This window comes from Meiothermus sp., assembly GCF_026004115.1.
Lineage (GTDB): Bacteria > Deinococcota > Deinococci > Deinococcales > Thermaceae > Meiothermus.
Genome location: NZ_BPIM01000001.1, coordinates 1604549 through 1630401, shown reverse-complemented (window position 1 = coordinate 1630401; position 25853 = coordinate 1604549). Strand labels below are relative to the sequence as shown.

General features: G+C 62.0%; 28 protein-coding genes and 2 tRNA genes. 14 read left to right on the top strand and 16 right to left on the bottom strand.

The window, feature by feature from the left end; translation table 11 throughout:
• Positions 1–4 precede the first annotated feature (4 nt).
• The 6 genes from Q0X23_RS07865 to Q0X23_RS07840 all read right to left on the bottom strand — a co-directional run bounded on the left by Q0X23_RS07865 (position 5) and on the right by Q0X23_RS07840 (position 6184).
• Positions 5–754: an ABC transporter permease gene (locus Q0X23_RS07865; RefSeq protein WP_374707473.1), complete on the bottom strand. Its 750-nt coding sequence runs from the start codon at positions 752–754 to the stop codon at positions 5–7.
• Between the two features lie 146 nt (positions 755–900).
• Complete coding sequence (locus Q0X23_RS07860; RefSeq protein WP_297859794.1) at positions 901–1848, bottom strand: ABC transporter permease; 948 nt, start codon at positions 1846–1848, stop codon at positions 901–903.
• 75 nt (positions 1849–1923) lie between these two features.
• Positions 1924–3432 carry an ABC transporter substrate-binding protein gene (locus tag Q0X23_RS07855; protein WP_297859793.1) on the bottom strand — a complete coding sequence of 503 codons (1509 nt, stop codon included), beginning with the start codon at positions 3430–3432 and terminating at the stop codon, positions 1924–1926.
• Positions 3433–3571: 139 nt separating this feature from the next.
• Positions 3572–4762, bottom strand: coding sequence for a M20 family metallopeptidase (locus tag Q0X23_RS07850; protein WP_297859792.1), 1191 nt, complete (start codon positions 4760–4762; stop codon positions 3572–3574).
• 98 nt (positions 4763–4860) lie between these two features.
• On the bottom strand, positions 4861–5856 hold the full coding sequence (locus Q0X23_RS07845; protein WP_297859791.1) for a P1 family peptidase: 996 nt from the start codon (positions 5854–5856) through the stop codon (positions 4861–4863).
• Between the two features lie 91 nt (positions 5857–5947).
• Positions 5948–6184, bottom strand: a complete 237-nt coding sequence (locus Q0X23_RS07840) for a hypothetical protein (RefSeq protein ID WP_119340102.1) — start codon at positions 6182–6184, stop codon at positions 5948–5950.
• Between the two features lie 190 nt (positions 6185–6374).
• Between Q0X23_RS07840 and Q0X23_RS07835 the strand changes: the two genes are divergently transcribed.
• The 4 genes from Q0X23_RS07835 (at position 6375) to Q0X23_RS07820 (ending at position 11165) form a co-directional block, all read left to right on the top strand.
• A complete protein-coding gene (locus tag Q0X23_RS07835) occupies positions 6375–7073 on the top strand; it encodes a DNA repair protein RecO (RefSeq protein ID WP_297861184.1) in 699 nt (232 codons plus the stop codon).
• 11 nt (positions 7074–7084) lie between these two features.
• Complete coding sequence (locus Q0X23_RS07830) at positions 7085–8566, top strand: SpoIID/LytB domain-containing protein (protein WP_297859790.1); 1482 nt, start codon at positions 7085–7087, stop codon at positions 8564–8566.
• A gap of 289 nt (positions 8567–8855) precedes the next feature.
• The gene (locus tag Q0X23_RS07825; protein ID WP_297859789.1) at positions 8856–10511 is read left to right on the top strand and encodes a methylmalonyl-CoA mutase; all 1656 of its coding nucleotides are present in this window, start codon (positions 8856–8858) and stop codon (positions 10509–10511) included.
• 6 nt (positions 10512–10517) lie between these two features.
• Complete coding sequence (locus tag Q0X23_RS07820; RefSeq protein ID WP_297859788.1) at positions 10518–11165, top strand: alpha/beta fold hydrolase; 648 nt, start codon at positions 10518–10520, stop codon at positions 11163–11165.
• Between the two features lie 13 nt (positions 11166–11178).
• Here the strand turns inward: Q0X23_RS07820 and Q0X23_RS07815 are convergent, their stop codons facing one another.
• Positions 11179–11715 (bottom strand): phosphoribosyltransferase family protein, encoded by a 537-nt coding sequence (locus Q0X23_RS07815; RefSeq protein WP_297859787.1) that lies wholly within the window; start codon positions 11713–11715, stop codon positions 11179–11181.
• Between the two features lie 137 nt (positions 11716–11852).
• Positions 11853–12395 carry a phosphoribosyltransferase family protein gene (locus Q0X23_RS07810; protein WP_297859786.1) on the bottom strand — a complete coding sequence of 181 codons (543 nt, stop codon included), beginning with the start codon at positions 12393–12395 and terminating at the stop codon, positions 11853–11855.
• Positions 12396–12470: 75 nt separating this feature from the next.
• Here Q0X23_RS07810 and Q0X23_RS07805 point away from each other — a divergent pair, with 75 nt between their 5' ends.
• Both Q0X23_RS07805 and Q0X23_RS07800 read left to right on the top strand, forming a co-directional pair.
• Complete coding sequence (locus Q0X23_RS07805; RefSeq protein ID WP_297859785.1) at positions 12471–12902, top strand: bifunctional nuclease family protein; 432 nt, start codon at positions 12471–12473, stop codon at positions 12900–12902.
• A 13-nt stretch (positions 12903–12915) separates the two neighbouring features.
• The gene (locus Q0X23_RS07800) at positions 12916–13677 is read left to right on the top strand and encodes a metallophosphoesterase (RefSeq protein ID WP_297859784.1); all 762 of its coding nucleotides are present in this window, start codon (positions 12916–12918) and stop codon (positions 13675–13677) included.
• 30 nt (positions 13678–13707) lie between these two features.
• Here Q0X23_RS07800 and Q0X23_RS07795 read toward each other — a convergent pair whose 3' ends face one another.
• Complete coding sequence (locus tag Q0X23_RS07795) at positions 13708–14034, bottom strand: HIT domain-containing protein (protein ID WP_297859783.1); 327 nt, start codon at positions 14032–14034, stop codon at positions 13708–13710.
• A gap of 115 nt (positions 14035–14149) precedes the next feature.
• On the opposite strand from Q0X23_RS07795, the gene Q0X23_RS07790 reads away from it, so the two are divergent.
• The gene (locus tag Q0X23_RS07790) at positions 14150–14515 is read left to right on the top strand and encodes a hypothetical protein (RefSeq protein ID WP_297859782.1); all 366 of its coding nucleotides are present in this window, start codon (positions 14150–14152) and stop codon (positions 14513–14515) included.
• On the opposite strand, the gene Q0X23_RS07785 is transcribed toward Q0X23_RS07790, so the two are convergent.
• Positions 14512–15816 carry a MiaB/RimO family radical SAM methylthiotransferase gene (locus Q0X23_RS07785; protein ID WP_297861183.1) on the bottom strand — a complete coding sequence of 435 codons (1305 nt, stop codon included), beginning with the start codon at positions 15814–15816 and terminating at the stop codon, positions 14512–14514. The genes Q0X23_RS07790 and Q0X23_RS07785 overlap by 4 nt on opposite strands.
• A 42-nt stretch (positions 15817–15858) precedes the next feature.
• A complete protein-coding gene (locus tag Q0X23_RS07780; protein ID WP_297859781.1) occupies positions 15859–16335 on the bottom strand; it encodes a hypothetical protein in 477 nt (158 codons plus the stop codon).
• 94 nt (positions 16336–16429) lie between these two features.
• On the opposite strand from Q0X23_RS07780, the gene Q0X23_RS07775 reads away from it, so the two are divergent.
• Positions 16430–17344 (top strand): threonine/serine dehydratase, encoded by a 915-nt coding sequence (locus Q0X23_RS07775; protein WP_297859780.1) that lies wholly within the window; start codon positions 16430–16432, stop codon positions 17342–17344.
• 23 nt (positions 17345–17367) lie between these two features.
• Here the strand turns inward: Q0X23_RS07775 and Q0X23_RS07770 are convergent, their stop codons facing one another.
• The gene (locus Q0X23_RS07770) at positions 17368–18543 is read right to left on the bottom strand and encodes a M28 family peptidase (protein ID WP_297859779.1); all 1176 of its coding nucleotides are present in this window, start codon (positions 18541–18543) and stop codon (positions 17368–17370) included.
• A gap of 156 nt (positions 18544–18699) precedes the next feature.
• A complete protein-coding gene (locus Q0X23_RS07765; protein WP_297859778.1) occupies positions 18700–19206 on the bottom strand; it encodes a DinB family protein in 507 nt (168 codons plus the stop codon).
• A gap of 37 nt (positions 19207–19243) precedes the next feature.
• Here Q0X23_RS07765 and Q0X23_RS07760 point away from each other — a divergent pair, with 37 nt between their 5' ends.
• Positions 19244–20326, top strand: a complete 1083-nt coding sequence (locus Q0X23_RS07760) for a DUF418 domain-containing protein (protein ID WP_297859777.1) — start codon at positions 19244–19246, stop codon at positions 20324–20326.
• A gap of 171 nt (positions 20327–20497) precedes the next feature.
• Here the strand turns inward: Q0X23_RS07760 and Q0X23_RS07755 are convergent, their stop codons facing one another.
• Positions 20498–20836, bottom strand: a complete 339-nt coding sequence (locus Q0X23_RS07755) for a heavy metal-binding domain-containing protein (RefSeq protein WP_297859776.1) — start codon at positions 20834–20836, stop codon at positions 20498–20500.
• Between the two features lie 304 nt (positions 20837–21140).
• On the opposite strand from Q0X23_RS07755, the gene Q0X23_RS07750 reads away from it, so the two are divergent.
• From Q0X23_RS07750 to Q0X23_RS07740, 3 genes are all read left to right on the top strand, one after another.
• On the top strand, positions 21141–21869 hold the full coding sequence (locus Q0X23_RS07750) for a (Fe-S)-binding protein (protein ID WP_297859775.1): 729 nt from the start codon (positions 21141–21143) through the stop codon (positions 21867–21869).
• Positions 21866–23260, top strand: coding sequence for a LutB/LldF family L-lactate oxidation iron-sulfur protein (locus Q0X23_RS07745; protein ID WP_297859774.1), 1395 nt, complete (start codon positions 21866–21868; stop codon positions 23258–23260). Before Q0X23_RS07750 ends, Q0X23_RS07745 begins: the two co-directional genes overlap by 4 nt.
• Before the next feature lie 242 nt (positions 23261–23502).
• On the top strand, positions 23503–24120 hold the full coding sequence (locus tag Q0X23_RS07740; protein WP_297859773.1) for a phosphoribosylanthranilate isomerase: 618 nt from the start codon (positions 23503–23505) through the stop codon (positions 24118–24120).
• On the opposite strand, the gene Q0X23_RS07735 is transcribed toward Q0X23_RS07740, so the two are convergent.
• Positions 24084–24434 (bottom strand): hypothetical protein, encoded by a 351-nt coding sequence (locus tag Q0X23_RS07735; RefSeq protein ID WP_297859772.1) that lies wholly within the window; start codon positions 24432–24434, stop codon positions 24084–24086. The two genes, Q0X23_RS07740 and Q0X23_RS07735, sit on opposite strands and share 37 nt — an antisense overlap.
• Positions 24435–24508: 74 nt before the next feature.
• Between Q0X23_RS07735 and Q0X23_RS07730 the strand changes: the two genes are divergently transcribed.
• Positions 24509–24585, top strand: a tRNA-Asp gene (locus Q0X23_RS07730).
• 25 nt (positions 24586–24610) lie between these two features.
• Positions 24611–24686: transfer RNA gene (locus Q0X23_RS07725), tRNA-Phe, on the top strand.
• Positions 24687–24839: 153 nt separating this feature from the next.
• Here Q0X23_RS07725 and Q0X23_RS07720 read toward each other — a convergent pair.
• The gene (locus tag Q0X23_RS07720) at positions 24840–25760 is read right to left on the bottom strand and encodes a LysR family transcriptional regulator (RefSeq protein ID WP_297859771.1); all 921 of its coding nucleotides are present in this window, start codon (positions 25758–25760) and stop codon (positions 24840–24842) included.
• Positions 25761–25853 lie beyond the last annotated feature (93 nt).

Genomic DNA, 25853 nt, shown 5'->3' with positions numbered 1-25853 from the left:
GCCATTAGCTTCTCTTCCTGGGGTCAAGATAATCCCGCAGCCCATCGCCCAGCAGGTTGAAGCCCAGCACCGCCAGGCCGATGGCCAGCCCCGGAAAAATGACCGGATAAGGCGTGAGCTCCTGGTAACTCTGGGCCTCGCGTAGCATCCGGCCCCAACTGGGGTTGGGGGGCTGGGTACCCAGGCCCAGGTACGAAAGCGCGGCCTCGGCCAGAATGGCCACCGCAAAAGCCAGGCTGGCCTGCACCACCAGCGGCCCCATGATGTTGGGCAACACGTGCCGCAGCATGATGCGCCCCTGGCCCATGCCCAGAGCGCGGGCCGCCTCGATGTAGGGCAGTGCCTTTACGGACAGTACGCTGGCCCGGGCCACCCGGGCAAAGGCGGGCACCGCTGCCAGGCCGATGGCCACCATGGAAGTCGTCACGCCCGGGTTGAAGATGGCGGCCAAAAGCAACGCAAGCAGCAGGGCGGGCAGCGCGTAAAGGGTTTCTAGCAGCACCGATAAAATCTGGTCGAGCCAGCCGCCCAAATATCCGGCCAACACCCCCAGCAAAAGCCCTACCGAAAGCCCAATACCCACCGCAATCAGCCCCACATAGAGGGCGTTCTGGGCCCCGGCCAGCACCCGGGCCAGGGTATCGCGCCCCAGGATGTCGGTGCCCAGGGGGTGCCCCTCGGAAAAGATGGGCGCCAGGCGATTGGGGGTAGTGGCGTTGGGATTGGTGGGATTCAGCGCGCTGAGGAGCACCATCAGAAGGATGAGGGAAATCAGAAAAGCCCCCGCCTTGAGCGAGATGGGCAGCCCACCCCACCAGGAACGCCGCCGGGCCCCTGGGCGATGCGCAACCTGGCTAGCCACCATCCACCTCTTGTATTCCGCTGGGCATGGGGAGCCATCTAGGCATAGCTCACCCTCGGATCCAACAACGCGTACAGGAAGTCTACCAGCAGGTTCATAAGCACGATAAAAGCCGCGATCACCAGCACCACCCCCTGCACCAGGGGGTAGTCGCGGGCGCTGATGGCGGTAAGCGAGAGCGAGCCCAGGCCAGGGATGCCAAAAACCGTCTCTACCACCACGGTAGCAATGAGCAGGCTGGCGAACTCGAGCCCCAGCACCGTCACCACCGGTAAAGCGGCGTTCCTGAGAGCATGCTTGTACAGCACCACCCGTTCGCCCAGCCCTTTGGCGAAAGCGGTACGGATATAGTCCTGGTGCAAGACCTCGAGCACACTCCCCCGTACCAGCCGCACCAGAAACGAAGCGCTGGCCAGCCCCACGGTGAGCACCGGCAGCACCAGAGCGGCCAGGGCCCGCTGGGGATTCTCCCAGCCGCCAATGGGAAAGCTGGTAGGTAGCGGCAACTTGAGCCAGACGATAAAGACGTAGATAAACATCAGGCCCACCCAGAACGAGGGCAGCACAATGCCCACCAGCGAGCCCGTAGAGACCGCGACATCCACCCAGGTTCCGGCCTTGCGCGCAGCCAGAATACCCAGCGGCACCGCCAGCAGGGTCGCCAGGAGCAAGGAGGCCACCACGATGGGCAAGGTGATGCCCAGCCGGGCCACGATGAGTTCGGAGATGGGCCGCTCGTAGCGAATGGACTGCCCCAGGTCGCCCCGCAACACACCCCCCAGCCAGTTCGAGTAGCGCTCGAGGGGGGGTTTATCCAGCCCTAGGCGGGCCTCGAGGGCCTCCAGGTCGGCAGGGGTGGCATCAATGCCCAAAATGGCCTGGGCCGGATTACCGGGAATGAGGAGGAGCGCCCCGAACACCAGCAAGGTCGCCAACCACAAGGTCACGAGGGCAAAGCCGAGGCGGCGAACGGTATAGGCAAACATGGTCAAACGTAGAGGGCCGAGGGCCTAGAGCGGGTAGTGCCCTGGACACTCGACCCCGGCGCAAGCGTTAGCGAACTATTGACGCACCCACACCTCCGCCACGCTGATGGCGGGGGTCAGGAAACCATCCGGCCAGTTCTGGATGCGGGCACGGTACGCCCCCAGTGCTGGCAAGCTCATGACCCATACCCCTGCCGCATCCTCGGCCAGCAAACGCTGCGCAGCAGCTAAGGCTTCACAGGCTTTGGTCTGGTTGGGAGCCCGCAGGTACTGGGTGTATAACTGCTGGAAACGCGGACTGTTGTAGCGCCAGTAGTAGCGGGGGTTGGCGTAGTTGGAAGTATCGTTGGCCTCCACGTGCCCGATGATGGTCATGGCGTAGTCGGCCTGGCTGAAGACCCGCTGAATCCAGGTGTTGAAGTCGGTCACCTGAATGGTCACCTGTAGCGGCCCCAGCTTGTTGAGCTGGGCCACCATGGCCTCGCCAATGCGGCGCTCGTAGGGGAACTCGGCGGCCAGGTTGAAGGTAAAGCGCAGGGGGTTCTGGTTGGTAAAGCCGGCCTCGGCCAGCAGGCGGCGGGCCTCGTCGGGGTTATAGGCGTTGAAGTTGCTCAGATCCACGTAGCAGGCTTCGCCCGGCGAACGCATGGAGCCGATCTTGGTGCCATAGCCCAGCATAGCCCCTTGAATCAGTTCGTCCTTGTTGGTCGCTAGGGTAATGGCCCGGCGCACCCGCACGTCGTTGAAGGGGGGGCGGCTGTTGTTGAAACCGGCCACCGCTTCAGCCGTAGCAGAGCCAGAGAACACCTTGAAGTTGCTGTCGCGCGAGAGCACCACCGCGTTCTCGGGCAGCAAGCTATAGGCAATCACATCCAGGTCACCGGCCCGCAGACCGGCCAGTTGGGCATCTCCATCCCCCAGGAAGCGGAAGTTGACCCGATCCAGGTAGGGCAGGCCCTGCACGTAGTAGTTGGGGTTGCGCTCCAGGCGCACCGCTACACCCCGCTCCCATCCAGCAAAACGGAAGGGGCCTGTACCGATGGGCTGCACCCGTTGTTCAGCCAGGGGGCGCTGGCGGGGGCCAATCAGGGACTCCGGACGCGAGAGGATGAAGAGGAAATCGTTGTTGGGCTGGCGCAGGCTGAACACCACCGTGCTGGGGTTGGGGCTGGTGATGTTGGCGATGTCACGGTAGAGATCGGGGCGCAGGTGGCCCGAGGCCCGGGTATCGGGGTTGCGGGCCCGGTTGAACTTGGCCAGCACATCCTGGGCGGTGAAGTCGGAGCCATCGTGGAACTTCACCCCCTGGCGCAGGGTGAAGGTGTAGGTCAGGCCGGAATTCGAGACCGTCCAGCGCGAGGCCAGCGAGGGCACAATCTCGCCTTTGGGGTTGCGCTTCACAAGCCCTTGCAGCACGTTGTCGTAGACCACCCGGGAGATATCGGCGCCCGCTACCTGGGTAGGATCCCAGGCCGCAGGTTCGGTCTGGATGGCGATGGTAATCGCACCCCCTCGTTGCTGGGCCATCCCCAAACCCAGACCAAGCCCCAAGAACGCCAGCAGTCCAACCAGATATTTCTTCATTGCTCTGCCTCCTTGACGCTGAGTTCGCCGGAAAAGACGCTGCGAACCACCCAACGCTGGGCAAATCCGAGCAAGAACCCGTTTCCAGCAACTGCCAACTCAGCTTTGCTAACAATCTAACGCGATTGTCAGATTTTAGCTAGGTGAGCATCAGCACACCGGTAGCCGCATACAGCCGGGCGGCTGCGATGAGTTCCTCTACTTCGATGTATTCGTCGGCCTGGTGGGGAACCGTCTTGCCACCGGGCCCAATCGTCACGATGGGCAGTCCCGCCCAGGCCCACAGAAAAGTACCGTCGGTAGCCCCCGGCACACCCCCATACCGAAGGGGCATCTGGAGTAGCTGTAAGCCCTGCTCTACCGCTTGCACCAGGGCAGTCTCGCGCGGGGTTTCGGTGGCAGGGCGGTCTTCAAAGACCTCCAGGGACGCGCTTACACCGGCCTCGAGGCTCCCCTCCAGGGCTTGCCTGAGCCTGGTTTTCAGCGCACCGTGATCCTGGCCGGGGTTGGTGCGGATGTCCAGGCCCACCCGCACCTGGTCTGGCATCACGTTGAACTGCCCTTCCCCTGCCCCCGCCTGAAACACCGTGGGGGTAACCCAGGGCAGCCCCAGGTACTCGTGCTGGCTTTCGACCTGCAAGGCGGCCTGAAGTGTTTGGAGGGCCACCACGAAGCGGGAGGCCGAGGGAATGGGGTTGGCCCCGGCGTAGGGCATGGCCCCGTGGGCCATCTTGCCCTGAAAGCGCACCCAGACCCGCATGGCCCCCTTCTGCCATAAGCACACCTGGTTTTCTTCCGGCTCGCAGATAATAGCCCCGGCAAAACCCTCGGCGTAGCCGGCCCGAATAAAGGCTTTGATGCCGATCATCAAGCCTTCTTCGTCGCAGGGAATGCACAGGCGGAGGGTTTTCTGGGGTTCTCCCAGCACTTTTTGTACCGCCACTGCCGCACAGATGGCCGCCGCCAGCCCTCCTTTCATATCGCAAGCCCCGCGCCCATAGATGCGGCCATCCACCAGTCGGGCCTCGTAGGGGGGGACGGTCCAGCGCTCGAGGTTCCCATGCGTAACCACATCGGTGTGCCCCTCCAGAATCAGCCCGCCGGGGCCTTCCCCCAGGTCGGCGATCAGGTTGGGGCGGCCCGGCTCTACCTCTTGCACGGTGGTCTTGAAGCCGCGCTCACGCAGGTAGGGTTCCAGAAAATCCACCACCGGCTGCTCACCGGGCCCCGGGTAGTAGCTCTCGATACGAACCAGGGCCTGGGTCAGGCGCACTACTTCGTCCACATCTACTTCCTGGGCAGCTCTTTGGGCGAGTTGATGCTTATTCATTTCAGCACGTCCTTGCGATTCTCAAGCGTGGCGTGGCAAAGTCAAAGCTCGGGCTGGCGTCTAGGGCGATGGGGGTTTCACCGGCCTTGCCTGCGCTTTCAGCCATCGTACAGGTCGCGGTAAGAAACCAACCCTCCCACCGAGTAGGCATGCAGCACCCCGTGCACCAGGGCCCGGGTGAACACATCGGCGGCCACCGCGCCAATGCGGCTGAGCTCGGCGGGGCCCTCTATTTCCACCTCGCCGGTGGCCAGGCAAAAAATAACGTCGCCATCGAACATGGTATGGGCCGGAAAGACCGCCCGGGCTATGCCGTCGTGGGCCATCTGGGCCACCTTTTGGGCCTGGGCCTTGGTCAGCTTGGCGTTGGTGGCCACACATCCAATCACGGTGTTGCTGCGGACAAAGGAATCGTTGAAGATGTCGGTATAGTCGGGCGTGGCAGGGGTTTTGGGGGGATGTTTGAGCCCAAACTCGCCGTTTTGTTCCAGGAACCGCGCATAAATTTCACCCGTCACCGGGTCGTGGGCCCGGCCATGGGCGTTGGCCGCCACAAGGGCCCCCACCACCACCCCACCCGGCATGGCCAGGCTGGCCGTGCCCACCCCTCCCTTGAGCCCCCCATTGCGGGCCCCCGTGCCCACCCCCACCACCCCCTGTTCAACCGGGCCAGCTTTTAGGTTCTGGGCCGCCCGGTAGCCATACTCGGCGCTGGGGCGCACGGTGGCGCTGCCCACCAGCAGGTCGAAAATGACGGCGGCGGGCACGATGGGCACAATCGCCTGGGTGCTCGCGTTGCCGACCGGGTAGCCCTGGCGGTGTTCCTCGAGCCAGCGCATGACTCCCGCGGCGGCCTCGAGACCATAAGCACTCCCGCCCGACAGCACAATAGCCTGCACCTTTTCGACCAGGTTAACAGGGTTTAGCAAGTCGGTTTCGCGCGTACCCGGCGCGCTACCGCGCACATCCACCCCTGCCACCGCGCCATCCTCTGGGAAGATGACGGTAACCCCGGTGAGGTTTTCTAAATCGGTATAGTGGCCGACCTGGATACCCGGAACATCGGTGATGGCGTTATGTGAACCAGGTTTCATAAGTGAGGCCTAGCATAACAAAAACAGCCGGTACTCTACCCGTACAACAAACCCCGCCCTGGGCTGGGGCGGGGCTGGTTAGAAGGCTGTTTCAAGCCGTTTTGGGTTTTTGTACAAAGCGCAATACGAAATAGACCACCGCCACCACAATCAGCACCGGAACCAGCACCCGCAGGAGCGCCCAGACAAAACCGGCCAGCCCTTTGAGAATGGCACCCAGAAAAGTAAAGAGCCAGCCGCCCACCCACAGCACCACCAGTACCGCCACGGCAATCAAGAGGCCCAACACCACCCACTCGAGGATGTCCTGCAGCGAACGCTCGTTCATAGATTTCAGGATAGCACAACGGCCTGCGCGCACATCCCTCTTTTGGAGGAATCGGTTTAGACAAGCCAGGGGTTTTTTCTTCTCCCGGCCTGGCTTTCAGCAAAGCCTTGTCCTGGCAGTGTTTTTGCAAGTTTCGGGTTCGGCCGGAATCCTCCCCCAGGCCCATTGCAATCAGGCCGATTCCCGTACCATGGGGGTAGTGGAGCGCTACCGACTCAGCGAAGGACTGGTGGTGGGGCGAAAACCGCTTCCGGCAGGGGACGTAATCCTCTCGTTTGTGGGGCCGGAAGGAGCGGCCCAGGCCATCGCGCGCAAAGCCTTGCGGCCCACCGGACGCAGCGGCAGGCTCTCGCTATTTCATCACCTGAAGTACCAGGTCTACCAGAAGCCCGGCGGCGACCTGCCCACGCTTACGCAGGTTGAGCTGGTGGGGCGGCTCGAGGGTCTGGAGGCTCCGGGACGCTTTCCCTATGCCAGCTTTCTGGCCGAGCTGGCCTTTCGCATCGCCTCGCCGGAAGTAGCAGGGAAAATTTGGCCCCTGCTCACCTCGGGCTTAAAGGGGATTGCCAAACACCAGCGCCCCCGTATCGCCCTCCTCTGGGCCGGGTGGCGCATACTTAAAGCGGCGGGGCTGGCCCCCAACCTGAGCGGCGAGGGGCTTTGTTTACTGGATGGCGACCGGGTGGAGCGCGGGGGAGTGTATCTGGGGTTGGACGGGATGGAGGCCCTGGCCGCCATTTTACGGCTGCCTGGAAGTGAGGCTATAGCCGTACTGGAAGAAAACGCTCCGCTGGAACGCTTGCAGCAAGCCCTGCTGGCCCACGCGCGTTATACCGTGGGGGAGCTCGGCTCAGCCCAGCTCCTGGCCCCCTCTCATGCAAAAGGGTGAGAATGACCCGGATGCAGTGGGCGTTTGTGTTGGCCTCCTCCCTGGGCGTGGGCTTGCTGCTGGCTTCCCTCCAGCAAAACCAGCCTCCACCTGCGCTGCCCAGCGGTCAGAGCATCCGGGTGTTGCTTTCCTACCGGATGGGGGCAGGCTCCTTTGAGACGCAGTATCTTTTCCCAGACCTGATGATTCTGCCCCAGGGGGGAAGTGTACAGGTTTTGAGTGGCCCCAGCCGCGAGAACCTTCAGCCCGTCGCCACGGTCCTGGCCGACAAGCCCTTGAATTTCAACCTGCAAAACGGAACCTTGGTAGCTACTTTTGAAGGACTGTCGCTGGCCCTCGAGGCCTTCGTTCAACTCAAACCCGCCGACCCCACAAGCCCCGTGCAGTACCGCCTGCTCTCTACCCCTCGGGAGAGCCTTCTCGAGTACCCCGGCGAGCTGTGGCTGGAAAACCGAGGCAGCGGCCTGCTGGTGGTCAATAGCGTAGATTTTCAGGACTACCTCAAGCGGGTGCTGCCCAGCGAGATGCCGGTCAGTTTCCACCCGGAAGCCCTCAAGGCCCAGGCCGTGGCGGCCCGCACCTATGCTTTTGCCAGGCAGCAAGCCGGCACCTTCTGGAACCAGTTTGGGGCCGATGTAGACGACTCGGTGAGCGAGCAGGTCTATAACAACACCCGCACCCATCCCGCTACCAACGCGGCGGTGGACGCTACCCGCAATCAGATTCTGACCTTTCAGGGAACCCCCATCCAGAGCTTTTTCTTCTCCACCAGCCCCGGTGCCACGGCCAGCATCGAGGAGGTCTGGATGGAGCGGCCTGCAGTGCCTTACCTGCAAGGGCGCACCCAGACCAACCCCCTCACCGTCTCGATTCGCAACGAGGCCGAGGCACTGGCTTTTTTTCAGAACTGGAACCCCGAGGGTTTTTACGATGCCGCCTCGCCCTTCTGGCGCTGGAAACTGCGCCTGACCCGTGAGGAGCTGGAAGCCCTGCTCAGCCGCACCCTACCCGAAAGGGCCCGTACCGCCCCCCCGTTTGTGCTTACCCCCGAAGGCCCCCTCTCCCCCGACGCGCCGGGGTTTGCGCTGGGAACCCTGCAACAAATCCGGGCTCTCAAGCGCACCTCCGGCGGCTACGTGACCGAGTTGGAAATCCAGACCTCCACCGGGCGCTACCGGGTGCGGCGCGAGTCGCACATCCGTAATCTGTTGCGTCCAAGCAAAACCTTTACCGGTGGGAGCGACGTGGCGCTCGAGCGCTGGCAGGGCGGGCCCCGCTTGAATTTCCCGACCCTCCCCAGCGCAGCTTTTGCCCTACAAGAAGAGCGCGATGCCCAGGGCCAACTGCTGTACATCACCTTCTGGGGCGGGGGCTTTGGGCATGGGGTGGGCATGAGCCAGTACGGGGCGCTGGGCCTGGCCCTGCGGGGTTACGATTATCGGCAGATTCTGGAGCATTTCTATCCGGGCGCAAAGCTCGAGACCCTGCGCTAAACACCCGCCGGGCGCTATGGCCCTGGACTTATACCAGATTCGGTTGATTCTTTACGGTTCGGCAACGAATCAACCCAACCAAGTTATCCGCTTAGCGGAAGGCGATACCGCCCGTTGGAAGGGTACTCACCAGGATTCAATAAGACAGCCTCTGGGGTTTTTGGTTTTGTAAGCTGCCTTTTTGAATCCGGTCTCATCCGTCCTTGTTGGCGTAGTTTTGACCTGGTACTTCCGTAAAAACCTAACGAAATAACACTTTCCTGCATCAAATGCGTTATATAATTGCAGTATGTCACAGCCCAGACCCAAGCATGCCTGGATGCGGGAAACCTACCAGAAGTCGCTGCAAAAAATGCCCGAGCGCAAGGTCGCGCACAAGACCCTGTCGGACATTGCCCCCGAGCCGCTCTACACCCCTGAAGACCTGAAGGATTTCAACTACGAGGAAAAACTGGGCCACCCCGGCGAGTACCCCTACACCCGTGGGGTGTATGGCTCAATGTACCGCAGCCGGCTGTGGACCATGCGCATGTTTGCTGGGTTTGGCACTGCGGAGCAGACCAACGAGCGCTTCAAAAAGCTTCTGGCCGCCGGACAGAGCGGGCTTTCCACCGCCTTCGACCTGCCCACCCTGATGGGCTACGACTCCGACCACCCGCTCTCCAAGGGCGAGGTGGGCAAGTGCGGCGTAGCGGTAAGCAGCCTGGCCGACATGGAGATTCTCTTCGAGGGCATCAACCTGGAAGAGGTCACCACCTCCATGACCATCAACTCCCCTGCCAATGCCATCTGGGCCATGTACCTGGCCGCCGCCCAAAAGAAGGGCTACCGTTGGGAGAAGCTGGGCGGCACCATCCAGAACGACATCCTGAAAGAGTTCATCGCCCAAAAGGAATTCATCTTCCCTCCCGAGCCTTCGGTCAAGCTGGTCATCGACACCTTCGAGTGGGGGCCCAAACACGTACCCAAGTGGAACTTCATCTCGGTCTCGGGCTACCACATCCGCGAGGCCGGCTCCACCGCCGTGCAGGAGCTGGCTTTTACGCTGGCCGACGGCTTCGAGTACGTGGAGTGGGCCTTAAAGCGCGGTCTGGACATTGACGAGTTTGCCCCCCGCATCTCCTTCTTCTTCAACGCCCACAACGACTTCTTCGAGGAAATCTGCAAGTTCCGTGCGGCCCGGCGCATCTGGGCTAAGGAGATGCGGCACCGCTACGGGGCCAAAAAGGAACTGAGCTGGATGCTGCGCACCCACGCCCAGACCGCCGGGGTCTCACTCACCGCGCAGCAACCCTTGATTAACATCTCGAGGGTAGCCATCCAGGCCCTGGCCGCCGTGCTGGGCGGCACCAACAGCCTGCACACCGACGCTCACGACGAGGCTTTAGCCCTACCTACTGAGGAATCTGCCAAAATTGCCCTGCGTACCCAGCAGATCATCGCCTACGAAACCGGTGTGACCCACACCGCCGACCCCCTGGCCGGCAGCTACTACGTGGAGTGGCTCACAGACCAGATGGAGGCCCAGGCCATGCAGATTATCTCCGAAATCCGCCGGATGGGCGGGGTGGTTCGGGCCATTGACGAGGGCTACTTCCTGCGCGAGATTGCCGACGCCAGCTACCGCTTCCAGCAGGAAGTCGAGCGGGGGGAGCGCATCATCGTGGGGGTCAATGCCTTCCAGGACGAAGGGCTTCAGGTGCCCATCCAGCTGATTGATCCGGCGGTAGAGCAGGTACAAAACCAGCGGCTGGCCCAGGTACGGCGTGAGCGCGACCCCATCGCGGTGCAGATGGCCCTGGAAGGTTTGCGGCAAGCCGCCAAAGAAGGCCGCAACACCATGCCACACTTTGTGGAGTGCGCCCTGGCCTACTGCACCCTGGGCGAGATGATGGATGAACTCAGGGCGGTGTATGGGGTCTATGAGGAGCCGGTGCTGGTATAACAGGGCATGTCCCTTTTCACTTACCACAAACCCCGCGCTCTACTGCCCTATGCCCTCTATGTCCCCCCTGGCAAACCCCCCAGGGGCGGCTGGCCGCTAATCCTGTTTCTGCACGGCTCCGGCGAACGCGGCCAGGATGGCCAAAAGCAGGTCACAGCAGGCCTGGGCCCGGCCATTGAAGAAAACCCCAAAGCCTGGCCTGCGGTGGTGCTTATGCCTCAGTGCCCCAAAGATGAACAGTGGCGAGGAGAGCCGCTGAACCGAGCCTACAAGCTACTGGGTCAGGTTGAAGCCCAGCACCAAACCAACCCCCGCCGGGTCTACCTGACGGGCCTTTCGATGGGCGGCTACGGCAGCTGGAACCTGGCCTGCGAGCACCCCAAACGCTTTGCTGCCGTTGCGCCCATCTGCGGAGCCGCCGACCCTTTTTGGGTCTGGCAACGGCTCTCCAAGGTGCCGGTCTGGAACTTTCACGGGGCCGCCGACGAGGTCGTACCGGTCAGCTTTTCCCGCGCCCTGGCCGATGCGCTGGCCAAAGCGGGCAACACCCAGGCCCGCTTCAGCGAGTACCCCACGGAAAAACACCATGTCTGGAACCGGGTTTACAGAGAACCCGACTTCATTCACTGGCTATTTGCCCAGCGGCGCAAATGACCCCCGGCTTTCTTCAAGCCGTCTGCAAAATGGGGATTTCCGTAAGGAAGGTGATGGGGAGCTTGCTGCTGCCCTGGTGGAAGGCCGCCAGCCGGGCCACCACGTTGGCCCCCGCTTTCTTGGCGACTTTTTCCAAAGCCATCATGGTACCCCCGGACGAGACCACATCGAAGACCAGGGCCACGTTCTGGCCCAGGAGCTTCTCGGCCATGCGGCTATCGAGCCAGAGGGTCTCGGTAACGCCCAGTGTCAGCGACTCCACTTCCTGGATGATGGGGTCTTGCATGTAGGGGCGGCGTTTGCGGCGCACCACTACGTAGGGTTTGCCGGAAATGGCGCTCATAGCGTGGGCCAGCACAATGGGGGAAGTCTCGAGGGTCAGCAGGGTATCGGTCTCGGGCGGCAAATGTTTGACCAGCGCTTCCGCTGCCGCTTGCACCAGTTCTACATCGCCCATCAGCTCAATCAGGGGGATGTGAACACCCGGCAAGGTCTCGACCACAGGCACATGACGGGTAATTTTGCCAATCGTGATGGGATAGGTTTCCATAAGTTTGCACTCCCTTGCTACACCAAGGACATAGACTATTCGAACACCATGAGTATACGTGTGAATAGTCGCATAAAAGGGTTATCTGGGCTCCGATAGACCCCGCTGGAAAGCCTATGGGGGTCTGGAGATAGCGGCTATTCTGGCTTGAAGAGTGGCAAGTGGCCCAACGCAACCACATCCTCTCGAGGGGAACCTTCGGTAAACACCGCCATCACCGCCCCCACCACACCACCCACGTCGGTAATGAGGTCGGAGAGCCCCTTCAGGGTACTGCCCGTGGAAACCACATCGTCCACAATGGCCACCTTTTTGCCCTTGAGCAAAGGGACGTCCGTGCCATCGAGCACCAGGAGCTGGGGCTTGCCTGTGGTGATGGAGATTACCGTGCGCGAAACCGGGTTAATCATGTAGGGTTTTTCGGTCTTGCGGGCCACCACATAGGGCTTTCCGGTCAGGCGCGATAGCGCATGGGCCAGCGGCACCGCCTTGACTTCGGGGGTCACCAGGGTATCGATATCGGGGGGCATTCGCTCGGCCAGGGCTTCTGCCGCCTTTTCAACCACTTCGGTATCGCCCAACATGTTGAACAAAGCCACCGAGACCTCGGGGCCTACCTGAACCACGGGTAGTTCACGATGTACCCCCGCAATATCCACAGGATGCGTTTTCACGCCCATAGTCTATCGGGTTCACCAAGCCCCGGACAGGGGTAGGCTCAAGCCCCCCTCAGGCTGGGCTCGTATACTCAAGGTATGGTGCCTGCACACATCGAAGGTATGGGGGTAGACCCCGGCAACGGAAACTTGATCGTGATGCTCAAGGCCGAAAACAACCTGTTTCTGCCGGTGGTGATTGGTACCCTGGAGACGCAGAACATCATGATTCACCTTTCCGGCGAGAAACCCCCCAGGCCGCTGGGGCCCGATCTGTTCTACAACACCCTGGATTTGCTGGGGGTAAAGGTGTTGCGGCTGGAGATTGTTGATCTCAAGGAGGGCACTTTTTACGGGCGGTTAGTGCTGGAGCAGCGTGGGCTGGAGTACGAGATAGACTGTCGCCCCTCTGACGGCATGGCCCTGGCCATTCGAGCCAATGCCCCCATTCTGATTGCCGAGGACGTACTTAAGGTAGCCGGCATCAACGAGTCGAAAATCAACCCTCAGGGCGGAACCCCCCAGGCCTAGCCGGCAAAGTGGTATGCGTAAACTGCCCTGGCTGCTGCTCTTTTGCTTCCTGAGCGCTTTTGCCCAGCGGCTGGCGGTGATTGGGGACTGGGGTGCAGAAAGCCCGCACCGCCCCCTCATTGCCGGGGCCATGAATGCGCAACACCGGCAAAACCCCCTCGAGGCCTTGCTCACCGTTGGCGATAACTTTTACCCCTCGGGAGAGCCTATCCTGCGTTATGTGAGCGATTTGCCTCCGGTACGCATCTTTCCGGCTTTTGGCAACCACGATGTACCGGCCCTGAACAAGCAGCTCGAGTTCTTTCGGGTCGAGAGGCCCTATTACAGCGTGCGGGTGGAAAACATCGAAGTATTTGTGCTCTACTCGGAAGACTTTAGTCAGGCCCAGCGACGCTGGCTGGAAGCAGCTTTAAGTACCTCCAGGGCCCCCTGGAAAATCGTTGCGCTTCACCGCCCCCTATATTCCTCCGGGCTGCATGGCGGCGCCCGCAGCCTGCGGCAGACCCTCGAGCCCCTCCTTACCCAGTACCGCGTGTCGTTGGTGCTGGCCGGCCACGAACACAGCTACGAGCGGCTCGAGGCCAATGGTATCGTCCATATCGTGACCGGGGGTGGAGGCGCCTGGTTGCGCGGCTTCGCAAGCGTGCACCCGCAAAGCAAAGTACGGCTTCAAAGCCCAAACTTCCTCATCCTGGAGGCCACCGCAGAACGGTTACGAGTCGTCGCCTACAATGAAAAAAATACCGCCATTGACCAAGTGGAGATCAAGAAATAGATTACGTTGCCGCTCCTGGCCAAATCCACCTCAAGCATCCGAACGCAGATGCACGTGCACGTGAAAAACCTCCTGCCCACCTTTCTCTCCCACGTGGATACGGATGAAGTAGCCCTCCAAGCCCATCTGCTGGGCAATTTTGTTGGCGGTCAGCATCAGCTTGCCCAGTTTCAGGGCCCCCTCCTCGGTCTGGGGGTAGTCGGCCAGGGTGGGGATGTATTCCTTGGGGCAGACCAGAATGTGCACCCTGGAGCGTGGGCGGATGTCCTTGAAGGCGATAAACTCCTCGTCTTCGTACACAATATCGGCGGGCAGCTCCCGGCGGATGATTTTGCCAAAAACAGTGGGATTCTCCATGTCGCTTACTATATCTGCCGAAGCACAGATATCGTAGCCCAGCAAATAGAATTTGCGGCCCCAGTCAACGAGAATACAAATATGACCAAGTTCATGACTTCTCTCAAGGTGCGGTATGGGTAGCCTGAGCGCTAGAGCCTTATGGACGGGGGTCTTCCTGATTCTGATATCCACCCTGGCGGTGATGGGCTCCAAGCTTACCCCCACTGCCCTGATTCCAGGGCTTTTGGGGCTCTTTATAGCCCTCCTGGGCATCTGGGCCGACAAACGCCCTGCTCAGGCCCGTCAGGCACTGAACCTGGCCCTTGTGCTGGCGGTACTTGGAATTGTGGGCTCGCTGCGAAGCGTGCCCGACTTCGTTACCCTGCTCACAGGGGGCACGGTAGAGCGTCCGGTAGCCACTCTAGCCCAGTTCGCCACGGTGTTCATCTGCTTGGGGTTTGTGGTGCGCTACCTGGTAGAAACCCGGCGCAAAACCTAGAGCACCGGCAGCAGCAGGCGGGCGGGTTCTTCCTGGATGGACTCGAGCCTTCCCTGCAAGGTATAGCCTTCAATCGCCTCCACCTGCACCCAGACGGTCTGGCCCACACGGGCAGGCCCGCCAAACTCGACCTCGTAGTAATCCGGGGTGTGGCCATAGGCCTGGTCGCCCCGAAAGCTTTCGACCAGCACCTCTACCCGCTGGCCGAGCAGCGGGCGTATGCGTTCCTCGGCTAGGTGGGCCGCCTTGGCCTGGAGCTCTTTATTGCGGCGTTTGCGAACCTCGATGGGCACCTGCGGTAGCGAGGCCGCGCGGGTTTTGGGGCGGGGGGTGTAGGTAAAAACATGTACCCGGCTGGGACGCACCTCCTCCAGGAAAGCCAAGGTTTCTTGATGTTCTTCCTCGGTCTCGGTGGGCAGACCCGCAATCACGTCGGTGGTGAGGGCAAAGCCAGGGATAAGCGCATAGGCCCTCTGTACCAGGGCGCGGTAGTAGTTTTTGTCGTAGCGGCGGCCCATCAGGGCCAGCAGGCGGGCCGAGCCGGTCTGCAAGCTGAGGTGCAGGTGGGGACGCACCTGGGGAGCGAAACGCCGCATCACCTGGAGAAGTTCTTCCTCGGTGTCCTCAGGCTCGATGGACGATAGGCGCACCCGAGCCCCCATCAAGGCCAGCTCCTCTACCAGCCCGGCAATCCCACGGGGGTGGCCCCGGTAGGAGCCCAGCCGCACCCCGGTGAGCACAATCTCCTGTACCCCGGCTTCCAGCAAGGCCTCGGCTTCCTGCAAGGCGCTTCGGTGCTCGCGGTGGCGCTCCCGCCCGCGCAGGCGGGGGATGACGCAGTAAGCACAGCCCGCATTGCAACCGTCCTGCACCTTCAGGAAAGCCCGCACATAGTTGTTCAAAAGGCCCCGCTCGCCCGCCCCCCAGAACTCGTTGGGGGGGGTGGTGAGGGGATCGGCCGGCAGGCCAAAGTGCTGCAAAATTACGCCGGGCAGCTCGGCTTTACGGCGATTGGGGATGACCGCATCGGCCCCCAGCAGGGCCAGTTGCTCCGGGGCCAGCTCTGCGTAGCAGCCCGTAACCACAATGAAGGCCGCCGGGTTGGCCCGGCGGGCTTTGCGCACCTCTTTGCGGGCGTCGGCCTCGGCGCTGGTGGTAACGGCGCAGGTATTGATGACCACCAGATTGGCGCCCGCCTCGAGGGGCACCACCACGGGTTCCAGAGGCCGCAAAAGGCCCACCAGGGCATCCGATTCAACCTGGTTGACCTTGCAACCCAAGGTTTTGACCGCTAGCCGCACACCTTCCATCAGGGGCATTGTGGGGCAGCTGGTGAGGTTCGGTCAAGGGTCGGTAAGGATGAGATCGGTAATGTCTTCGTCGGACTCGGGGGCTTCCATCGCGCATACGGGCTTGAGCTGCACCACCTGGGCCGGCGGGTCGTCGGGGCCAAACTCGCCAGTGGTGGTACTCTGGGCCACACGAAATAGCTGTTCCTCGAGGAGCTGCAATAGCTCTGGGGTCGCTGCGCGCTTTGTTACCGGCAGGTTTTTTAGCACATGAGGGGCAACCGGATAGACATCCTCGAGACAGTGCAGGGCTTCCAGCACCTCCATACAGGAGACGAAATCGCGCCCCACCGTGTTGCGCGCCCTTTCTGGCGCTGGTTCGCCCGGCTCTATGATGGCGGTCACATACAGATCGAAACCTGTTTCGTGCCGACGTATCCAGAGCTTGAGCAGTTCGCGCACGGTAGGGGTTTGGCCAACCAGCATCTGACCTGGCTCGAGTTCATAAAGGGCCTCGGCGAGCAGCTGCATAGGTTCACTGTAGGCCATGCTGCCTACAAATAATGGGTGTGTTAGCCGTTACGCAGACATTGGGCGTTACGCACCTGCCTGTTAGCATGGGGCTGTGCTGACCCTGGAAGACATCCTGAGCGCTGCCCGCCGAATTGGCCCGTACATTCACCGCACCCCGGTGCTGGCCAGCACAGGCCTGGACAGGCTGCTGGGAAAGAAGCTCTTTTTCAAAGCAGAACACCTGCAAAAAACCGGCAGCTTTAAGGCCCGTGGCGCCCTCAACGCAGCCCTACAGCTACAAGACCCCAAAGGCCTGATCGGTGTTTCTTCCGGCAACCACGCCCAGGGGGTGGCCTATGCGGCTCAGGTGATTGGGGTTCCGGCCCTGGTGGTGATGCCCCAGGACGCCTCCCCCACCAAAAAAGCCGCCACCCGCGCCTATGGGGCCCTGGTCTACGACCAGGGCGTAACGGTGGAAAACCGCGAGCAGGTGGTGCGCAAACTGGCCGAGGAGACCGGCTACGAGCTCATCCACCCCTTCGACGATTTGCGGGTCATGGCGGGGCAAGGTACCCAGGCGCTGGAACTCCTGGAGCAGGTGCCTGCTTTAGACGCAGTACTGGTTGCGGTGGGTGGCGGTGGGCTCATCTCCGGCATTGCCACCGTCGTCAAAACCCTGCGGCCCGAGACAGCGGTGATTGGGGTGGAGCCCGAGGGTGCCAACGATGCCCAGCAGAGCCTTCAGGTGGGGGTACGGGTCAAGCTGATGCAGGCTCCTAAAACCGTGGCCGACGGGGTGCGCACCCTGGTCATTGGGGAGAAAACCTTCCCGGTGATGCAAAACCACGTAGACCGCATCCTGACCGTGCCCGACGAGGTAACCCTGCAAGCCCAGCGCCTGTTGATGGAACGCCTCAAGCAGGTGGTGGAGCCCACCGCCGGGCTGGCCCTGGGGCCCGTGCTGATGGACTACGACCTGCCCGAGCGCCTGGCGGTGATTGTGTGCGGCGGTAACTGGATGCCGTAAGAAGCCCCGCTTTGGGGATTGTGCTAACGCAAGAGTCGCTCCAGAATGCCCTGCACCACCTGTCCGGTCTGGGCCAGGAGCACCGGGTCGGCGAGGGTGTCGGTGGGGCGGTGGTAGTTGGGGTCGAGGCCCCGGAAGAAGAAGAGCACCGGCACCCCGGCCTGGGCAAAGGGCACGTGGTCGCTGCCCCCGCCCGGCGCGCTGCCGCAGGCCACCTGAAGGCCATTGCAGTCGGCCAGGGTCCGCAGTTGGTTGCTGCCCCCGATGCCCAGGCTGCCGTTCACGTCCACCCCCACCATGTCCAGATTGAGCATGGCCTTGAGGCCGCGCACAAGCTCGGGGTTTTGCTCCACGAAGCGCCTCGAGCCCCACAGCCCGTCCTCTTCACCGTCGAAGAACATAAACCAGATGCGCTCGGAAAGGGGGCTAGCGGCAAGCTGGCGGGCCAGCTCGAGCACCGTCGCGGTTCCCGAGGCATTGTCGTTGGCCCCTGGGCTGCCGGGCACCGAGTCGTAGTGTGCACCCACAATGGCCAGGGGGTTCTGGCTGCCCCGTTTGGCAATCACGTTGCGCCCCTGGACTTCCTCGGTCACGATGCGGGTCTCCAGCACCGCTCGCGCCCCAGCCTGGTTGAATAGCACCTCGCCGTCACTCCGGGAGAGGGTCACGCCCGGAATAGGGCTACTGCCGCCAAAGGTGAAGCGGGTGCTGCTGGGTTCTTCGGTGACCAGGATGATGGCCAGGGCACCTTTTTCGGCGGCCAAGCGGGCTTTCTCGAGGCCCGGAATCCCCCCCCGGCGCACCACCGCAATGCGGCCTTGCAGGTTCAGGCCCGCGAAGTCGTCGGCCAGCCCCGCCCCCGGCACCACCGCCAGGGGCCCGTCTACCCGCCGGCCCGGGCTGCCCGATACGCTGTTGACGGGGAAAGCAGTGCTGCCTACCGCCAGGCTCGAGCCCTGGTCGCGGGTGCGGCTATAGGTGAAGGGGAAAAACTCCACCGTGTAACCCGCCTTGCGCAGTTCTGCGGCCAGATACTCGCCCGCCGCCGCCACCGCCGGGGTACCCGCCACCCGCGGCCCCTGGGACTGCAGGGCCTGCAGGTCGGCCTGCATCCGTTCGGTGGAAAAGGCCTGTACCAGTGCCAGCAGCCCCAAAGCCAGCAGCCCCAAGATTGCCCTGGAAAACAAAGTTTTGCCCATGCCCCAATCTTGCCATCCGGCGCATGAGTTGGATGGGTTCCAGATTGGATTTAAATCGCGCCCATGCTCCCAGGGCCCAACCAAACCTCCCTGGCTATCGTCAATGAACCATAGCCTATGGACTATAGACCATGGAGTATCGGCTCTGATTAGCCATCACTGCGCATTCCACAGCTTGCGGGTGGTGATGATCTGGCCGGCGTGGTGCTGGGCATGGGCGGCAATATGATCGAGCACATAGGCTGCCTTGACTTCGTACTGGACAAACCGAACCACCCGCTCGAGGTCGCTCATGGTCAGGGTTCGGAGCGCGGCTTTGGTTTTGACCATATGCTCGGCAAACTCGGCCAACACCTCCTGGGGATCGCGTCCAGAGGGGGCCATCTCCTCGGCTGGGCGAATGCGAATGGCCTCGGGCACTTCCTGGCCGGTTCCACGCAACATCAAGCGGTAAGACGAACCCCCGATATGCCGCACCAGACCCCCAATGGGGTTGGTGCCCGGCGCAGGCACCCACCAGAAGCCTGCGGGGCTCAGGTCGGAAGCCCACCTGGCCACTATTTCCTCAACCTCCTCGAGGCTGCGCAACCAAACCGAAACAATCAGGTGGACACCTTCCACGTCGCCCCGTAAAAAGGGGGGTATTTGCACCGGCGTTTGCATATACCCGATTCTAAAGCAATCCCCGTACAATCAGCTGGTGCAGCCGCTGCCCCCGGTAGAGCGTGATGCTTTCCTCGATGCCGTGCGGGGGTTAGCGCTGGTGGGCATCCTGGCGGTGAACCTGGAACACCTGGCCGGGGTGGGGCTTTATGCCACCCGGCATGGGGTCTCGGAAAGTTACCTTCTGGGCCGTGAAGTGCTGGCTTTTTTCTTTAGCGGCAAGTTTTATACCATCTTCTCGATTCTGTTTGGGCTGGGGCTGGCCCTGCAATACCAGCGTTTTGTGGCAGCCGGCCAGGATGCCCTATCGCTGCTGCGGCGTCGCCTGGGCTGGCTGCTGGGGCTGGGGGCGCTGCACGGTATTTTTTTGTTCGACGGCGACATCCTGGGTACCTATGCCATTCTGGGCCTCTTCGCCCTGCGCTATCTGGGTCAGAAACAACAGCCTTGGAACATTGCCAGGTTCCTGCTGGCCGGCTATGTCTTGATGTGGTGGTTCAGCACCTCTTTGCGCGCTCAGATGCCCGCTGTCGGCAGCGACGAGGTTTTTGCCCATGGGAGTTTCAGGGAAGTGAGTGGGGTGCGGCTCGAGACCTGGCTCTACAACACCCCCCTGGCCTCTTTGGTTTTTGGGGCCGAGTTGGTGGGCCTGTTTTTGTTGGGGATGTACCTGGCCCCGCGCTGGCAGACCTTTGGCCAGGCCACGCTGTGGCGGGTGGTGGCCGTGGGGCTTTTGGTGGGAATTCCGGTCAACCTCTACAACGCCCAGCACCCCGACCTCCAACCCTTGCGCGGACTGGGCGGGCTGGCCTTTGCCCTCGTGTACATGGCCCTCTTTCGCTTGGCCTGGCCCCGGCTGGGCTGGCTTCACAGCTTGCAGTACGCAGGCCGGATGCCCCTCAGCAACTACCTGCTCCAGTCTGCCGTGATGAGTACAGTCTTCTATGGCTATGGGCTGGGGCTATACGGGCAGGTACACCCTCTGTGGTTTCCGCTGATAGCAGTAGGGTTTGTGGCCTTGCAGGTCATCCTTAGCCGGTGGTGGCTGGGGCGTTTTGGCCGGGGGCCCCTCGAGGCCCTGTGGCGCAGTTTTACCTATCGCGCTGGGCCTCGAGCGTAGGAATCGCCCGCCAGCAGTGAAACTCGTCGCAGAGCGAGAGGCGGTCTGTTTCTTTTTGATGCCGCTCACACCAGCCATACCCGTCCCTTGCGTCTTCGTTGTCGTAGATAGGCTTGAAATATCGGCAGTGGTCGCAGATAGACCGACAATCATCCCCACAAAGCACCATGTTCAGTACCGTTTGCTTGCTTTTACCGCCGTCCCCGAGGCTGTCACCATCAGCATATTGCCCTGTCCCACGGTCTCGTAGTCCACGTCAATGCCAATCACGGCATCGGCCCCACGGGCCATGGCCGCCTGCTCGAGCTCCCCCAAAGCTATCTCGCGGGCTTTGCGCAACTCAGCCTCGTAGGCCCCGCTCCGCCCACCCACAATGTCGCGCACCGAGGCCAGCAGGTCGCGGAAGATGTTGGCCCCCACAATGGCCTCGCCAAACACCACGTCCAGGTACTCGGTGATCTGGTAGCCCTCGAGCTGGCTCGAGGTGCTCAGGATGAGTTTCCGCCGCATCTGAGAACCTCCAGCCTTAAGCATAGCGCACCCAGGGCCTCGACCCTTTCAGAAAGCCTTTACCTGGTTATGTCCTGGCTTGCTCATAACCCCCCAGGGTCGGTACGCAAACCCCCGCAAACCTTAGCTAAGTGCGCTTTAGACAGCCGGTGTTGCAAAAATTGCCTGCAAGCAAGCAACCTGGCCGGGTATTAGGCCCCCACCTGACCTCCCCCGTTGGGGGAGGTAGGAGAGGTTTTACTTCGCGCCGGCCCTGTCATAACCCCCCATATTGGGCCACGTATTTGGATATAATCCATTCAACATGAAAGTGACCTTCTTCGTCACCTGCTTGGCCGACCAGTTCTTCGCCGAGGCCGGGGTGGCCGCCGTAAAGCTTCTTCGTCACCTGGGCTGCACCGTCGAGTTTCCCCAGGGCCAGACCTGCTGCGGCCAGCCCGCCTACAACGCCGGCTACTGGGCCGAGGCCCGCCAGGTGGCCGAATACACCCTGGGGGTGTTCGAAAACGCCCAGTACGTGGTGCTGCCTTCGGGCTCCTGCACCACCATGTTGCGGGCTTTCTACCCCGAGCTGTACCGCGAGCAGCCCCGCATGTTCGCCAGGGCCGAGGCCCTGAGCCACAAGACCTTTGAGCTTGCGGAGTTCATCGTGAAGGTGCTGGGGGTCAACCACCTGGGCCAGGGCCTGCAAGGCCGGCGTATTGCCTACCACCACGGCTGTCATGCCCTGCGCGAACTCGGCATCAAGCAAGAGCCCCTCACGCTCTTGCGCAATGCCGGGGCCGAAATTGTAGACTGGGCCGCCACCGAAGAGTGCTGCGGCTTTGGCGGGTTGTTCTCGGTCAAGCTGCCCGAGGTGGCCCTGAGCATGGCCGACCGCAAGCTTTCCACCCTGCCAGCCCAAAGCCAGATTGATTTCCTTACCAGCGCCGATGGCGGCTGCATACTTCACCTCGCGGGCCGCATCGAAAACCGGGGTCTGGGCCTGGCGGTCAGGCCCCTGGCTTCGGTTCTGTGGGAGGCCACGCAATGAAAGTCACCGCCAACCAGTACCCCCAGGAAGCCGCTCGAGTGTTGCGCGAGGAGCCCCATGTACGCGACTCGGTCACCGGGGCCACCCTGAACTTCGATAGCAAAAGACGGCAGGCCTATGCCGAGGTGGATGCCGAAACCTGGCGGCACTGGGCCGAAGGCGTCAAGAACCATGTGCTCTCCAACCTGGACAGGTACCTGCTGGAAGCCGAAGCCAACCTCCAGAAAAACGGCGTGCAGGTGCACTGGGCCGAGGACGCCGACGACGCCCGGCGCATTGTGGCCGACATTGCCCGCACAGGCCAGGTCAGGAAGGTGGTCAAGGCCAAGACCATGGTCTCGGAAGAACTGGGCATCAACCCCATGCTCGAGGGGATGGGGGTGGAAGTACTCGAGACCGACCTCGGCGAGTACATCATCCAACTGCTGAAGCAGCCCCCTTCGCACATCGTGGGCCCGGCCATTCACCTGAACCTGGAGCAAATCCGCCAGCTCTTCCACGAGCGCTTCCAAACCCCTCTGGACGCCAGCCCCGACCACCTGGCCGCCGCAGCCCGCAAGCTGCTGCGCGAGGGGTTTCTGAGGGCCGATATGGGCATCTCGGGGGGCAATTTTGTGGTCGCCGAGACCGGCACCCTGGCCCTGATTGAAAACGAAGGAAATATTCGGCTCTCCACCTCGGCCCCGCGCATTCATGTGGCCTTGGTGGGCCTGGAAAAACTCCTGCCCCGCTTCTCCGATCTTTCGGTCTTCCTTTCGCTCACCGCCCGTGCTGCTACCGGACAGCGGATCGGCACCTTTGTCTCGCTCATCCAGGGGCCGCGCCAGCCCGATGAACCCGACGGGCCCGAAGAGGTGCACGTGGTCTTTGTGGACAATGGGCGCAGCAGCGTGCTGGCCGACCCCGAAGCCTGGGAGACCCTGCGCTGTCTGCGCTGCGCTGCCTGCCTGAACGCCTGCCCGGTCTACCGTCAGACCGGCGGCCACGCCTACGGCTACGTCTACAGTGGGCCCATTGGGGCCATCCTGTCCCCAGGGCTACTGGGCCTCCCGGAGACCAAACCCCTCCCCTACGCCTCCTCTCTGTGCGGGGCTTGTTTCCAGGCCTGCCCGGTACGGATTCCCATCCCCAAGCTGCTGCTCACCTGGCGCAACCGGGCGGTGGAAGAAGGGCTGACCCCTCGGTTTGAGGTCGCCGCCATCAAGGGTTATGCCCTGGCCATGACCCAGCCCTGGGCCTACCGCCTGGCCTCCAAGGCCGTGCGCCTCTTGCCCGAAAAAGCCCTGGATAACACGGTGGTGCCGGTGCTCAAAGCCTGGACGGAAGGCCGGGCAGGTTTGAAGCCCAGCCCCAAGAGCTTTCGGCAGATGTGGGAGGATGGGGAAGTGTAATACCAGATTCGGTTAGTTCGGCGCCGGATGGCGTCGAACTAACCCGACCGAAGGGAGTGCTCTAGGATTCAAAAAGATAGCCTCTGGGAATCTTTGGTTTGGATGATTATCTTTTTGAATCCGGTATAAGTTAAAGCCGATCGTCTATAGTCTATAAGATCTATAGATCTATTGACCGTAGTAAGACAAAAAAAGACACTGGGCTTCACATTTCCCGGAAAAACCCCCAACCCGAGACCCCTATGACCCGCGCCAAAATCTGTGGTATCACCCGCCTCGAGGACGCCCTCCTGGCCGAAGAGCTAGGGGCCTGGGCCCTGGGCTTCATCCTGGCCCCTGGCACCAAGCGCTATGTGGAGCCCGAGCAAATCCGTCCCATTGCGGAGGCGCTGGGGCCTTTTGTGGTGCGGGTGGGCGTGTTTGTCGACACCCCCCCGGAGGTGGTTCTCGATCATATGCAGACGGCCCGGCTCCAGGTGGCCCAGCTTCACGGGAGCGAACCCCCCGAGTGGGCCGAGCATATCCGCCGGTTCCTTCCGGTCATCAAAGCCTTCAAGCTCTCCGGCCCGGCCCAACCCGAGTGGCTTTCTTATCCTGCCGACGCACTCTTGCTGGATGGGGTCAGTCCCGGGAGCGGGCAAAGCTATCCCCTCGACTGGGTTGTACCCCTGAAGCCACACCCCCGGCTCATCATTGCCGGAGGCCTGACCCCCCACAACCTGCAACCCATACTCGACTTGAAGCCGTATGCGGTGGACGTAAGCAGCGGGGTGGAAGCAGCGCCCCGCCTCAAAGACCCCCTCAAGCTGCGGCGGTTTTTGGCTCAGGTAGCAGCGAGCGGCACCAGCCGGAACCAGTAGACATAGCGGCGCTCGGCCTCTTCCAGCCGGTATTCCACACCCTCGACCCGGTACGGGCCCCGATCCTGCCAGCAGTTGGGCTTCAAGCGCTCATAAACCCGCAAGGGGGTTTGGGATGCGAGGGCCTCGAGCAAAATCCGGTTCCCCCCGGTGGGCTGCTGGTGGCCCGCAAGCCCCTCGCCCGGGTACAGAATGGCGCCGTCGGGCAAGAAGCGGTTGCGGTAGCCCGACTCGCCCCGGTCTACCAGCAGGCTATGCTGCCCAATGCCCCGCAGGGTTTTGTGTTGGGCAAGCACCTCTTTCCAGGTCATCATGCTTGACACCCAGTAGGCCAGCCGCTATTATCCTATGTGCCCGTTCGGACGACTCCGACGCTGCGCAACAATCTGCTCCGGTGGTGTAGTTGGTTAACATACCCGCCTGTCACGTGGGAGATCGCGGGTTCAAGTCCCGTCCGGAGCGCCACCAAGCCGCCTGCGGGCGGCCTCTTGCCAAGGTAGCTCAGTCGGTAGAGCATGCGACTGAAAATCGCAGTGTCGGCGGTTCGATTCCGCCCCTTGGCACCAGCTCAAAACATCAAGAATCCGCCACTTTTAAACCAGCAACGCCGCAAGCAACAAACCGTATCTTCAAGTCACCTACGAGTACCCCTAAGTTTGGTTTGGCGTTCGAACCAGAACCCCAATGCAACAGGGTTCTGGTTTTTTTGGGGTATCAGCTCAAACCTTCTCGAGGCCCTGGGCCAAGCTAAGCGAGCGCCATAACTGCCCCAGCAGTTCACGGGTGGCAATGCCCAACGAGGCTTCGGGGTGGGTAATCCAGTGCACCCCCAGCGAGAAGCCGGGGTCTTCGATGAACAAAGCCCGCAAGGTGCCGGCCTCTACCTCGGGCTGGACAAAGGAGCGGGCGGCAATCCCCACCCCCAGCCCAGCAGCGGCAGCAGCCTTGACCCCAAACAAACTGCCGCACTCCACCAGACTTGCGGGCACAATGCCGTAGCGCTCGAGGAACTGCTCGAGGCGCAAGCGCAAACGCGAGTTGCGCTGGGGAACCAGCACCGGCATATCTTCCAGTAGCCCCAGGGCAACCCCCCCCATGTCTGCCCAGGGATGCGAAGGGCCAACTACCAGCACGGCCTCGTCGGTGGTCAGGCGGCGGGCCTCCAGGGGCTCCGGCAAGGCTTCGCTGCCGCCCAACACCAGCGCACCATCCAGGTCGCGCTGGTACACCTGGGCGATGAGCTCGAGGGTTGTGCCGTGCGTCAGTTGAAGCTCGAAACGGCCCTTTTGCGCCCTGGCCCAGTCTAAAAACGTCACCTGGTAACGCGGAATCAGACTCCAGGCCAGACCCACCTCGAGGCTGGGGATACGCTGATGCCGCTTTTCTTCGATAAAGCGGGTGGCCTGGGCCAGGCTCCTGCTAACCGCACAGGCGTAGGGCAGTAAGGCCTTTCCGGCCTCGGTCAGGGCAATGCCCTGGGGCGTACGCTCATAAAGAGGCTGCCGCACGGCATCCTCGAGGGCCTTCAGGGTTTTGCTTACGGCGGGCTGGCTCAGGTTCAATACCTCGGCGGCGCGGCTCAGGCTGCGCAATTCGGCCACCACACAAAATACCACCAGATACCTAGGGTTCAGACGCATAGCTGATTGGGACAATCATACCCCGATGTGATGAAAAATATAACCAAAAGCTATTTGCTTTAACAAAAAGTTATACCTACCCTGGTCTGAAAG

Excerpts from the sequence above, each read along its gene's own strand:
- Q0X23_RS07765 (WP_297859778.1), bottom strand. The coding sequence starts at position 19,206 with ATGCAAACGCCGGTGCAAATACCCCCCTTTTTACGGGGCGACGTGGAA.
- Q0X23_RS07740 (WP_297859773.1), top strand. The coding sequence starts at position 23,503 with ATGACCCGCGCCAAAATCTGTGGTATCACCCGCCTCGAGGACGCCCTC.
- Q0X23_RS07830 (WP_297859790.1), top strand. The coding sequence starts at position 7,085 with ATGCAGTGGGCGTTTGTGTTGGCCTCCTCCCTGGGCGTGGGCTTGCTG.
- Q0X23_RS07770 (WP_297859779.1), bottom strand. The coding sequence starts at position 18,543 with ATGGGCAAAACTTTGTTTTCCAGGGCAATCTTGGGGCTGCTGGCTTTG.
- Q0X23_RS07800 (WP_297859784.1), top strand. The coding sequence starts at position 12,916 with ATGCGTAAACTGCCCTGGCTGCTGCTCTTTTGCTTCCTGAGCGCTTTT.
- Q0X23_RS07810 (WP_297859786.1), bottom strand. The coding sequence starts at position 12,395 with ATGGGCGTGAAAACGCATCCTGTGGATATTGCGGGGGTACATCGTGAA.
- Q0X23_RS07755 (WP_297859776.1), bottom strand. The coding sequence starts at position 20,836 with ATGCGGCGGAAACTCATCCTGAGCACCTCGAGCCAGCTCGAGGGCTAC.
- Q0X23_RS07815 (WP_297859787.1), bottom strand. The coding sequence starts at position 11,715 with ATGGAAACCTATCCCATCACGATTGGCAAAATTACCCGTCATGTGCCT.
- Q0X23_RS07860 (WP_297859794.1), bottom strand. The coding sequence starts at position 1,848 with ATGTTTGCCTATACCGTTCGCCGCCTCGGCTTTGCCCTCGTGACCTTG.
- Q0X23_RS07840 (WP_119340102.1), bottom strand. The coding sequence starts at position 6,184 with ATGAACGAGCGTTCGCTGCAGGACATCCTCGAGTGGGTGGTGTTGGGC.
- Q0X23_RS07750 (WP_297859775.1), top strand. The coding sequence starts at position 21,141 with ATGAAAGTGACCTTCTTCGTCACCTGCTTGGCCGACCAGTTCTTCGCC.
- Q0X23_RS07735 (WP_297859772.1), bottom strand. The coding sequence starts at position 24,434 with ATGATGACCTGGAAAGAGGTGCTTGCCCAACACAAAACCCTGCGGGGC.
- Q0X23_RS07845 (WP_297859791.1), bottom strand. The coding sequence starts at position 5,856 with ATGAAACCTGGTTCACATAACGCCATCACCGATGTTCCGGGTATCCAG.
- Q0X23_RS07850 (WP_297859792.1), bottom strand. The coding sequence starts at position 4,762 with ATGAATAAGCATCAACTCGCCCAAAGAGCTGCCCAGGAAGTAGATGTG.
- Q0X23_RS07855 (WP_297859793.1), bottom strand. The coding sequence starts at position 3,432 with ATGAAGAAATATCTGGTTGGACTGCTGGCGTTCTTGGGGCTTGGTCTG.
- Q0X23_RS07795 (WP_297859783.1), bottom strand. The coding sequence starts at position 14,034 with ATGGAGAATCCCACTGTTTTTGGCAAAATCATCCGCCGGGAGCTGCCC.
- Q0X23_RS07835 (WP_297861184.1), top strand. The coding sequence starts at position 6,375 with ATGGGGGTAGTGGAGCGCTACCGACTCAGCGAAGGACTGGTGGTGGGG.
- Q0X23_RS07865 (WP_374707473.1), bottom strand. The coding sequence starts at position 754 with ATGGTGCTCCTCAGCGCGCTGAATCCCACCAATCCCAACGCCACTACC.
- Q0X23_RS07745 (WP_297859774.1), top strand. The coding sequence starts at position 21,866 with ATGAAAGTCACCGCCAACCAGTACCCCCAGGAAGCCGCTCGAGTGTTG.
- Q0X23_RS07720 (WP_297859771.1), bottom strand. The coding sequence starts at position 25,760 with ATGCGTCTGAACCCTAGGTATCTGGTGGTATTTTGTGTGGTGGCCGAA.
- Q0X23_RS07790 (WP_297859782.1), top strand. The coding sequence starts at position 14,150 with ATGGGTAGCCTGAGCGCTAGAGCCTTATGGACGGGGGTCTTCCTGATT.
- Q0X23_RS07825 (WP_297859789.1), top strand. The coding sequence starts at position 8,856 with ATGTCACAGCCCAGACCCAAGCATGCCTGGATGCGGGAAACCTACCAG.
- Q0X23_RS07780 (WP_297859781.1), bottom strand. The coding sequence starts at position 16,335 with ATGCAGCTGCTCGCCGAGGCCCTTTATGAACTCGAGCCAGGTCAGATG.
- Q0X23_RS07805 (WP_297859785.1), top strand. The coding sequence starts at position 12,471 with ATGGTGCCTGCACACATCGAAGGTATGGGGGTAGACCCCGGCAACGGA.
- Q0X23_RS07820 (WP_297859788.1), top strand. The coding sequence starts at position 10,518 with ATGTCCCTTTTCACTTACCACAAACCCCGCGCTCTACTGCCCTATGCC.